At 43.3% G+C, this 10,558-nt stretch carries 9 protein-coding genes; all 9 read left to right on the top strand.

Translation table 11 applies throughout. The features are described 5' to 3' along the window. Positions 1–125 precede the first annotated feature (125 nt). A complete protein-coding gene (locus DW103_RS15805; protein ID WP_122277885.1) occupies positions 126–734 on the top strand; it encodes a hypothetical protein in 609 nt (202 codons plus the stop codon). A 68-nt stretch (positions 735–802) separates the two neighbouring features. After that, positions 803–1,507, top strand: coding sequence for an SIMPL domain-containing protein (locus DW103_RS15800; RefSeq protein ID WP_122277881.1), 705 nt, complete (start codon positions 803–805; stop codon positions 1,505–1,507). A gap of 95 nt (positions 1,508–1,602) precedes the next feature. Then, the gene (locus tag DW103_RS15795) at positions 1,603–4,098 is read left to right on the top strand and encodes a DNA translocase FtsK (RefSeq protein WP_122277879.1); all 2,496 of its coding nucleotides are present in this window, start codon (positions 1,603–1,605) and stop codon (positions 4,096–4,098) included. A 74-nt stretch (positions 4,099–4,172) separates the two neighbouring features. Then, the gene (locus DW103_RS15790; RefSeq protein WP_199653046.1) at positions 4,173–4,814 is read left to right on the top strand and encodes an outer membrane lipoprotein carrier protein LolA; all 642 of its coding nucleotides are present in this window, start codon (positions 4,173–4,175) and stop codon (positions 4,812–4,814) included. A gap of 41 nt (positions 4,815–4,855) precedes the next feature. Next, complete coding sequence (trxB, locus tag DW103_RS15785) at positions 4,856–5,809, top strand: thioredoxin-disulfide reductase (protein ID WP_122277875.1); 954 nt, start codon at positions 4,856–4,858, stop codon at positions 5,807–5,809. A 33-nt stretch (positions 5,810–5,842) separates the two neighbouring features. Continuing rightward, on the top strand, positions 5,843–6,619 hold the full coding sequence (locus tag DW103_RS15780; protein ID WP_122277883.1) for a glycerophosphodiester phosphodiesterase family protein: 777 nt from the start codon (positions 5,843–5,845) through the stop codon (positions 6,617–6,619). Between the two features lie 13 nt (positions 6,620–6,632). Beyond that, positions 6,633–8,111, top strand: coding sequence for a glycoside hydrolase family 10 protein (locus DW103_RS15775; RefSeq protein ID WP_122277873.1), 1,479 nt, complete (start codon positions 6,633–6,635; stop codon positions 8,109–8,111). Between the two features lie 615 nt (positions 8,112–8,726). Further along, on the top strand, positions 8,727–9,254 hold the full coding sequence (locus tag DW103_RS15770; RefSeq protein WP_122277871.1) for an RNA polymerase sigma factor: 528 nt from the start codon (positions 8,727–8,729) through the stop codon (positions 9,252–9,254). A gap of 8 nt (positions 9,255–9,262) precedes the next feature. Then, complete coding sequence (locus DW103_RS15765) at positions 9,263–10,531, top strand: porin family protein (RefSeq protein WP_122277869.1); 1,269 nt, start codon at positions 9,263–9,265, stop codon at positions 10,529–10,531. Positions 10,532–10,558 lie beyond the last annotated feature (27 nt).

Below are 10,558 nucleotides of genomic sequence, written 5' to 3'. Positions count from 1 at the left end.
CCAACTCCTTTCTCTTGATATTTTTTAATGCGTTTGCCCTGAAGGCAATTAATTGGAAATAGAACCGTATGTATTTTGAAAGGCACGGCATGCAATTCAAGATACCTATATTAAAAAAATATATCATGTCAATCAAATTTACAATCAACGAAACGCCAAGACCGAAAGGACGTAAGGGGAAACCGTTAGTACATGCCCGTCAGGTGAGTGAAGGAACTTACAAGCTGGATTATATCTGCAATCTGATTAGTGAACGTTCGGCCGTATCGTCTGCGGAGGTGAAAAGTGTGCTCGATTCCTTTGCCTGGATTATGGAAGTCGCTTTCACGTATGGGTATCACCTGGAGCTGGCGGATTTGGGCTATTTTTCTCCGTCTCTCCGTACACATTCGAAAAATGAGACTCAGAACACGGTCGAAGTGGACGGTGTCAATTTCCGCTGTTCGGCAGCTTTGCTAAAGAAGTTGAAAGGCATCGAACTGAAACAGGTGAAAATAAAGAAAAAACAGAAAAGTCTGGAAGAGCGTAAAGAGCGTATGCTTGAATTCTTAGAACAAAACGGAGATATCAGCCCGCGTCTTTATGCCGAATATATCGGTTGTTCCCGCTATCGGGCGGAAGCCGATATCAAACATTTCCTGGAAGAAGGCATATTGATGAAAGTAGGATACCGCAAAAGGACCATGTATCTGCCGGCAAAAGGAAAAGAGGATGAAATGACAGGAGGTGAATAATAATGACATGTTTACGTGAAAGGGGAAACTGTTGTTTATGCCAATATTATAAGTAAAAACAGAAAAAGATGAGAATCAAATTATTTTTAGTTTTGTCGTTTATGACATTGTCTATCCTCTCGTCGCAGGCTCAGGGGGAGGACGGGCGTTACATAGAAGTGACCGGGACATCGGAAGTTGAGATAGTTCCGGATGAAATCCATTACATTATCGAAATCAAAGAGTATTTTAAAGAGGAGTTTGATGGAGTGTCCAAACCGGAAGAGTTTCGGACCAAAGTCCCTTTGTCGCGTATCGAACAGGATTTGCGTTCCTCTTTACGCAGTATCGGTATCACTGAAAAAGCAATCCGTACGCAGGAGGTCGGCGATTATTGGCGAGAACGCGGGCGCGATTTTCTGATAGCCAAGAATTTTGATATTACATTAAAAGATTTGAATCAAATCGATAAAATAATCAAGAAGGTCAATACGAAAGGCATTAATTCCATGCGTATCGGTGAACTTAAAAATAAGGATATGGAGACTTACCGCGAACAAGGGAAGATAAAGGCCTTGCAAGCCGCACAGCGGAAAGCCGCTTATTTGGTGGAAGCAGCCGGGAAAAAGTTGGGCGATGTAATCCGTATCGTTGAACCTCAGGAAGGAATGTTCCGGTATTCTATGCCGCCACAAAGCAATGTGCGGGCCTCCGAGGTTGCTTCATTCGATACTTTCCGCACAATCAAATTAAATTACTCCATGTTGGTCCGTTTTGAAATAACAGATAAATAAAGAATTTTATCTAAAGAAGGCAGGTGAAATATTGCCGGCCGGAAGGTAGATTTCTGATTTATTGTTTATAACTTTGCCAGTTATAAAATAGTAATATGGCTAAGAAAAATAATACTACGAAACAAAGTAACAAAGAAAAGGGCGGAAAAATCAAGGCATTGAAAGCATTCTTTACCAACGAACGTACCCGGTTTATAACAGGTCTGGTCCTTTCGATTGTTACCATATATATAGGTTTGGCTTTGATTTCCTTTTTCTTTACGGGAGGAGCCGACCAGAGTAAAATAGAGAATGTCCCTTTGTCGGATTTGGTGACAAACCGGGGAGCGGTGGATAACTGGACCGGTGTGCGAGGAGCGTATCTGGCTGATTTACTGATGAACAGATGGTTCGGTATCTCTTCTTTCCTGATTTTGTTTTTCCTCGGTTCGGTAGGCGCCAAGCTGATGAACTTGAATAGAGTGTCGTTGCTGAAACGTTTCCTGTTCAGTGCCGCGATGCTGATTTGGGGTTCGTTGTTTTTTGCATTCGTCTTTATACAGGGATACGAGGACACGTTTATTTATCTGGGCGGACAACATGGATATTATTTGTCGGAAATGATGATTAATAATATCGGTGTGCCGGGAACAATCCTACTACTGCTCGGTATGTTCCTGATTATCGCTATTTTCACCAGTAAACGGACAATTCCTTTCTTGCAGAGCTTGTTCTCGTTCGGTTGGTTTAAAAATCGTTTGAAACGTCGTCCGAAAGAGAGAACGGAAGAGGATATTCCGGAACAATCGCACATATCCGAACAACCGGACGAACAGCCTGAAATGGATGACTTTGTGTTTGATACGGAGAGTGAAATGAGCAGGAGTGAAGAAGGAAGATTCTCGAATAGTTCCGGGCAGGATGCGTATGAAAATGTGTCGGAAGAGGATGTTTTCGAAGTAACTGTTCCTGCGGAAGAAGAGACTTATGAAACGCCGGAGCAAGTACCGGCCGGAAATAAAGAAGGAGAAGGGGAGGATGCCCGTTTTACCGTCGAGGTGCCTTCCGGAGACGAAGAGGTGTATGATGCCTCTGCCATGGGGGATTATGACCCAAAGCTGGACTTGTCGAGTTTCCGCAATCCTCCGATAGACTTATTGAAGAAATATGACCAGAGTGACCATCAGGTCGATATGGAAGAACAGATGGGCAACCAGAAACGAATCAAACAAACGTTGGAAAGTTTCGGTATCAGTATCGCTTCCATCAAAGCGACTGTCGGCCCTACAATTACGTTGTATGAAGTGATTCCGGATACAGGTGTGCGTATTTCCAAGATTAAGAATTTGGAAGATGATATTGCGCTGAACCTTTCGGCATTGGGTATCCGTATCATTGCGCCGATGCCGGGGAAGGGAACTATCGGTATCGAAGTGCCGAATAAAGACCCGCAGATTGTATCGATGCAGTCGGTTATCGCTTCCCGTAAATTTCAGGAATCCAAATATGATTTGCCGGTTGTACTGGGTAAGACGATAACGAACGAAATATTCATGTTCGATCTTTGCAAAATGCCCCATTTATTGGTGGCCGGTGCTACCGGGCAGGGTAAATCTGTCGGACTGAATGCGGTGATTACTTCTTTGTTATACCGGAAACATCCGTCGGAACTGAAGTTTGTGCTGGTCGACCCGAAAATGGTCGAGTTCGGTATCTATTCGGAGCTGGAGCGCCATTACTTAGCTAAACTGCCGGATGCGGATAAGGCTGTCATTACCGATTGTACCAAGGTGATTATGACCTTGAATTCCATTTGTAAAGAGATGGACGACCGTTACGAATTGCTGATGAAAGCGCATGTGCGTAATATTAAGGAATATAACGGTAAATTTATTTCCCGTCATCTGAATCCGGAGAAAGGGCATAAGTTCATGCCGTTTATCGTAGTCATCATCGACGAGTTCGGCGATTTGATTATGCAAGCCGGTAAGGAAATAGAAACTCCTATTGCACGTATTGCCCAGAAAGCCCGTGCCGTGGGTATTCACATGATTATCGCGACACAGCGTCCGTCTACCAATATTATTACCGGTATTATCAAGGCGAACTTCCCGGCGCGTATGGCTTTCCGTGTGATGCAGATGGTCGACTCGCGTACTATCCTGGATGCTCCGGGAGCCAATCAGTTGATTGGACGCGGGGATTTGCTGTTTTCTCAAGGTGGTGACACCAATCGGGTGCAGTGTGCGTTTGTCGATACGCCGGAAGTGGAACAGATTGTCAACTTTGTCGCCGAACAGCCGGGTTATCCGACTGCTTTCCTGTTGCCCGAATATGTGGGTGAAGGGGGAGATGAAAAAGCTCCGGGCGCAGTTGATTTATCGGATCGCGACCCGTTGTTCGATGAAGCTGCCCGCTTGATTGTGATACAGCAACAAGGTTCGACTTCGCTTATCCAGCGTAAGTTTGCCATTGGATACAACCGTGCCGGCCGTCTGATGGATCAGCTCGAAGCTGCCGGTATTGTCGGTCCTTTCGAAGGAAGTAAGGCCCGGCAGGTCTTGATACAGGACGAATATAATTTGGAGCAATTATTGAATACTTTAAAATAGAAAAGAGGAAGAATAATTATCAATGTGTGTAAATTATTATTTATCAACCGAATAATGACCGGAATATGCATGGAATGAGAAAAAATAGTCTTTCCCTTTTAGTTCTGTTTCTTTTGGGGATTACAACCGTTGTTGCACAGAACGCCACTTCTATTCTCGATAAAGCTGCCACTGCTTACGAGAACTCGAACGGCTTGACTGCCCGTTTTGTCATACAGACACATTCTGAAGTTCAAAAGGTTTCCGAAAGTTTTGAAGGAACAATCGATATGAAAGGTGATAAATTCGTATTGAAAACTCCGGATATGATAACTTGGTTTGATGGGACGACCCAATGGTCGTATGTCGAACGCAATGAGGAAGTAAATGTCTCTACACCGACCGGTGAAGAGTTGCAGATGACGAATCCGGCATTATTGCTCCGTTCTTATAAAAAAGGTTTTACTCCGGAATATAAGGGGGAAAGTACAGCCCCGAACGGGAAAGCTGCGTACGATGTGGAGTTGACTCCTAAAAAGAAAGGGGATATCACTCAAGTAACTTTACAGATAGAAAAATTCACCGGATTGCCTGCCGCTATTTCCGTAATTGCAAAGAATGGCATCAGTACGACCATTCGCCTTAGCAAAGTGGAAACGGGGATAAACCAACCGGACAGTTATTTTGTTTTTAACGCAAAGGACTATCCGGATGCCGAAATAGTAGACCTTAGGTAATTGAATAGTGAAGAATTAATAATGAATAATTTATAGATATAATGACAAATTCAATAAACGAAAAAGTCCGTTGCCTGATTATAGGTTCCGGGCCTGCCGGATATACGGCGGCTATATATGCGTCTCGTGCTAATCTTTCACCGGTATTGTATGAAGGTATTCAACCGGGTGGACAGTTGACGACAACAACTGATGTCGAGAATTTCCCGGGTTATCCCGAGGGAGTGACTGGCCCGGAACTGATGGAAGACCTGAAGCAGCAGGCCGCTCGCTTCGGTGCGGACATGCGTATCGGTATCGCAACGAAGACAGACCTTTCTGCCGCTCCGTATAAAGTGACGATTGATGGCGAAAAAGTGATTGAAACGGAAACATTGATTATCGCAACCGGCGCGACAGCTAAATATTTAGGCTTGCCCGACGAGAATAAATATGCCGGTATGGGTGTCTCGGCTTGCGCTACCTGTGATGGTTTCTTCTATCGTAAAAAAACAGTCGCTGTAGTTGGAGGCGGTGATACGGCCTGTGAAGAGGCTCTTTACCTGGCAAGTCTGGCTAAACAGGTTTACCTGATTGTTCGTAAGCCTTATTTGCGCGCATCTAAAGTGATGCAGGAACGGGTGATGAAAGCTTCGAATATCACAGTTTTGTTTGAACATAATACTGTCGGCCTGTTCGGAGAAGATGGGGTAGAAGGGGCACATTTGGTAAAACGTATGGGCGAGCCGGATGAAGAGAAAGTGGATATCGCAATCGATGGTTTTTTCCTCGCTATTGGACATAAGCCTAATTCCGACATCTTCAAACCGTGGATTGAGACGGATGAAGTCGGATATATCAAGACTATCCCGGGAACACCGAAGACAAAAGTTCCGGGTGTATTTGCGGCAGGCGATGTGGCTGACCCGCATTATCGCCAGGCCATCACAGCTGCCGGAAGTGGTTGTGCGGCTGCTATCGAGGCGGAACGTTATTTGTCGGAAATGGGGAAATGATGATTGGGACATAATTTTATATTCTATACAAACATGAAACACTTAAATTATTCACTTATTCTTTTGCTCTGTTTGCTGGTGGCGGTACCGGCATCTGCAAAAAAGAAAACACGTGTGATAGCTCACCGTGGCTATTGGAAAACTGAAGGTTCCGCTCAAAATTCCATTCGTTCGCTTGAAAGGGCTAATGAAATAAAAGTGTATGGCTCCGAATTTGATGTGCACCTGACATCGGATAATGTGCCGGTAGTCTTTCATGATAGTAAGATACAGGGGAAAAATATCCAGACTACCCCCTATGCCGAACTGAAAGACCTGAAATTGTCGAACGGCGAAAAACTGCCTACTCTGGAGCAATATCTGGATAAAGCGCAGGAACTGAAAAATATAAAACTTATATTTGAACTTAAATCGCACGCAACTCCGGAACGCGACCGTGAAGCTGCCAAAATTGTTGTAGATATGATAAACAGCAAAAAATTGGCGAAACGTACCGAATTCATAGCATTTAGTTTGGTGGCCGCAAAGGAATTGCATCGTCTTTCACCTAAGACTCCCGTGTATTATCTGAATGGCGAGCTTTCGCCAAAAGAGATAAAAGCACTGGGATTTGCCGGTATGGATTATCATTTTAAGGTGATGCAAAAAAATCCGGGATGGTTTAAGGAAGCAAAGGATTTGGGCTTGAAAGTCAATGTCTGGACGATTGACGACCCGAAAGTTATGAACGAAATGATTGAAGCCGGAGCAGACTTTCTTACGACAGATTTACCGGAAGAAGCACAAAAAGCAGTAAATTCGCACCGTTGAATAAAGGTGTAAAATGAGAAAATACTGTTTATTGTTGCTGGTTATCCTGTTCGTTCAGGTACTCGGGGCGGTCGAACCTCCTAAAAAAGAAATTCGTGGAGTATGGCTGACTACCGTTTACGGATTGGACTGGCCACATAAGCCGGCTACGACTGAAGCCGGACGTAAGGCGCAGCAACATGGACTTTGCGATATATTGGACCGTCTGCAGGATGCTAATTTCAATACGGTATTTTTGCAGGTTCGCATGCGGGGAGATGTGATTTATCGTTCGGCGTTCGAGCCTGCAAGTAAAGTTTTATCCGGAAAATATGGGCAAATGCCCGGATATGATCCGCTGGCATTTGCCATAGAAGAATGTCACAAACGAGGAATGGAGTGCCATGCCTGGTTTGTGACATTTCCTGTAGGTACGGATAAAAGCGTGAAGGAACAAGGGAAATTGTCGGTTGTGAAACGTCATCCGAAATTGTGTAAACAATATAAAGGCGAGTGGTTTCTGGATCCGGGTGTTCCTGAAACAACCGACTATCTGCTTTCTTTGGTAAAAGAATTGGTGATGGGGTATGACATCGATGGCATTCATTTCGACTATATCCGCTATCCCGAACAGGCGAAAAACTTCCCGGATAAGGCTTTGTATACGAAGTACGGGAAAAAAATGTCGTTGGAGGATTGGAGAAGAGAGAATATCAATAAGATGGTGTACCGTATTTATGATTGGGTGAAATCGGTGAAACCTTATGTGCAGGTCAGTAGTTCCCCTCTTGGTAAATATAACCGGATAGAACGGGTTCCTAATGCCGGATGGACTGCTTATGAGAGCGTTTTTCAGGATCCTAAAATGTGGATGCTGCAAGGAAAGCAGGACATGATTGTACCGATGATGTATTATTTGCATGACAATTTCTTCCCTTTTGTGGATAATTGGGTGTCTAACTGCAACGGTCGTCTGGTAGTGCCGGGATTGGGGGCTTATCGCATGCTGAAAGAAGAGGCGGACTGGACTGTAAATGATATTACCGACCAAATTGATTATAGCCGTTATTACGGGGGAGCCGGTTGTGCTTTTTTTCGCTGTGGCAATGTGTTGGATAATACAAAAGGGCTATATGACGAATTGAAAAATAACTATTATAAATATCCGGCCCAGCTACCTCCGCTAACATGGTTGAACGATTCTATCCCTGTTTCTCCCGAAGAAATCCGGGTAGAACATGTCGGGAACGAACTGAAACTATTCTGGCAAAAGCCGGAAGAAGAAAAGCAGGAACTGACTTATACGGTCTATTATTCATTATCGGATTCTATCGATATTTCATCGGCGAAAAATATTTTAATGACAGGTATCCGGGATACGGTTCTCTATTTACCCGTCGATACGGCAGTGGAACGAGGATATTCTTTTTCCGTATCAGCTTCCACACGCTACCATATAGAAAGCGAACCTTCGGGTGAAACCTATTATTACCTTTCTAAATTTCCTAAATAATATCAACAACTAGGAAAAAGAAGGTTCTTGTCCATCTGTTCATTCGAATGTATTTTTTTTTATTCCGAATGAAAATCGAAATCTATCCGAAAGGATTTTAAAATTCATTCGAATAGCATGAGTGTTTATATGTCTATTGCTATATAATAAACATTAATCAGAGATTAGGAATACTGACGTCCAAAGCTATCTGGAACGGTATTTAGCGACGACAAAACGTACCGCAAATTCGATTATACCGGAATTCAACTGCATTAATGTGGAAAAAATGGAGTTATTGTTTCAAAAACCCCTGTTTTTGTAACAGTAATGCGACAAACAAAAGAAAACAAAACAAAAGAAAACAAAACAAAACTCTCTCTCTCCGTTCGTTCCTGTGTGTAGGGAATATCAATCCGAGTAGGAAGGAGCAATTATACGTCACGCTGGAAATTTTGTCAGGAACTGTGATGATTTTATTCATTACTTGGCTGTTAACATAAATATCCGATAGAATACTATATCTTTGCTACGTTTTCTGTAAATTTTTTTTACAGTGGAATGCAGCGTTTTGCAATGTTCTAACATCATATAAAATGTAAGGCTCCATGGGGGAGCGTGAAGGCACACAACTGAATGACGGAAAAACAACTTATAGAAGGTTGTAAGAATGGGGAAAGGCTGGCTCAAAAAGAGCTATACGACACGTATTCCCGCAGGATGATGGGAGTTTGCCTGCGTTATGTAAACGACAGGGAGACTGCTCGAGATTTGTTGCAGGATGGTTTCGTGAAGGTTTTTACCAGTATGGATTCTTACTCAGGTATCGGATCGTTTGAAGGTTGGATGCGAAAGATCTTTGTAAATTGTGCGTTGGAATATTTGCGTAAGTCCGATGTGTTGCGTGAGTCGACTGACCTGGATAATATGGCAGAACTGATTCATCCGGATTGTTCAGCCATATCCGATATGTCGGCGGAGGAGTTGATGGAGTTGGTACGGGAGTTACCGGCCGGTTTCCGGATGGTATTTAACCTGTTCGCTATCGAAGGTTATTCGCATAAAGAGATTAGTGAAATGCTGAATATAACGGAGAGCACGTCTCGTTCCCAGTTTACGCGTGCAAAACAATTATTACAACGTAGAATTAACGCATTGTATTAAAAAAGAAAATGAAGGAAAAGGAAAGAGATACATTTGATGATTTGTTCCGTTCGAAATTGGAAAATTTCGAGGCAGAGCCGATGCCGGGCGATTGGGAAGCTATTTCCAGCCGTTTACCGGTGAGAAAATCTGTTCCTTTCCGCAGGAAGTTGAATTATTGGGCTGCCGCTGCGGTTGCCTCGCTTTTGATGATTACCGGAGGTGTTTACCTCTTTAATCAGGATAAAGAACGGATACCTGTAGCTGAAGCTATCCAAGAACAAACAGCGGTTGTTGAAGATAAACTGGCCCAGCAAGTGGCTGAACCGGCATCAGTAGCCCAGGAAACTGAAGCAACCCCGATAACATCAGCCGTATCTGCTCCGGTAATGAAAAAGGCTGTTGCTCAAACTGCGACTAAGGCGGCTTTCCGAACGTCTTCGAAAGAAGCTTCTGTGATTCTGCCGGATGATGTGAAAATGACAAAGGTAGCCTCTCTGTTTTCCGATACAATTGTGGCAGAAGATGCTACAGAAGCAGCTCCTGCTGAAGAAGAAGTTGTTGTATCTGCAGCAGAGACGGATAAAACTTTATTGGCTGTTGCTCCGGCAACGGAAATAAAAGAGAAAAAACAACGGAGATGGAGCTTTGGAATGGGAGGGGGTAGTGTGACTGCCGGAACGACCAACTCATTAAATGCGTATGCATTAAAAAATACATCAATTAAAGATTTGGCTTTGATGTATTTGAATTCACCTTATTTTAATGACAATGAGGCTCCGAAAACAAATATTCATCATAAAACACCGGTGACGGTCGGTGTCGGCGTCAGTTATTGGCTAAACAATCGTTTTTCTTTGCAGTCGGGTTTGAATTATACATTTTTGTCGTCAAGCTGGGAGACCAATGGAGGTGCTTATCGTAGTGAAACGAAGCAAAAATTGCATTTTTTGGGAATACCTTTGTCCCTGTCTTATAAAATAGCAGAATGGAAACAGATACAGTTCTATGCTGCCGCAGGAGGAATGGCGGAAGTAAATGTTGCCGGAAAACTTCAATCTAAAATTTTCTCTAAAAATGAAGAATTCAGTCGTGAAAACGAACATATCCGTATGAAAGAATGGTTATGGTCTGTCAATGGCCGTGTCGGCGCCAGTTATCCATTGTTACGCTTTGTAAATGTGTATGCAGAAGCGGGTGTCGGTTATTATTTTGATAACGGAAGTAAAATGGAAACGCTTCGTTCCGACAAACCTTTTAATGTGAACTTGCAGGCTGGTTTTCGTTTTGGTTTTTAAATAGAAATGAAATAAATAAACAAATAC

The organism is Parabacteroides sp. AM08-6, assembly GCF_003473295.1.
GTDB lineage: Bacteria > Bacteroidota > Bacteroidia > Bacteroidales > Tannerellaceae > Parabacteroides.
Note: the sequence above shows the minus strand (reverse complement) of the source record. Positions and strands in the feature narration are given on the sequence as shown.

Bases quoted from the DNA above. Each gene is read 5' to 3' on its own strand.
- DW103_RS15770 (WP_122277871.1), top strand. From the start codon at position 8,727: ATGACGGAAAAACAACTTATAGAAGGTTGTAAGAATGGGGAAAGGCTG.
- DW103_RS15805 (WP_122277885.1), top strand. From the start codon at position 126: ATGTCAATCAAATTTACAATCAACGAAACGCCAAGACCGAAAGGACGT.
- DW103_RS15790 (WP_199653046.1), top strand. From the start codon at position 4,173: ATGAGAAAAAATAGTCTTTCCCTTTTAGTTCTGTTTCTTTTGGGGATT.
- trxB (WP_122277875.1), top strand. From the start codon at position 4,856: ATGACAAATTCAATAAACGAAAAAGTCCGTTGCCTGATTATAGGTTCC.
- DW103_RS15795 (WP_122277879.1), top strand. From the start codon at position 1,603: ATGGCTAAGAAAAATAATACTACGAAACAAAGTAACAAAGAAAAGGGC.
- DW103_RS15780 (WP_122277883.1), top strand. From the start codon at position 5,843: ATGAAACACTTAAATTATTCACTTATTCTTTTGCTCTGTTTGCTGGTG.
- DW103_RS15775 (WP_122277873.1), top strand. From the start codon at position 6,633: ATGAGAAAATACTGTTTATTGTTGCTGGTTATCCTGTTCGTTCAGGTA.
- DW103_RS15765 (WP_122277869.1), top strand. From the start codon at position 9,263: ATGAAGGAAAAGGAAAGAGATACATTTGATGATTTGTTCCGTTCGAAA.
- DW103_RS15800 (WP_122277881.1), top strand. From the start codon at position 803: ATGAGAATCAAATTATTTTTAGTTTTGTCGTTTATGACATTGTCTATC.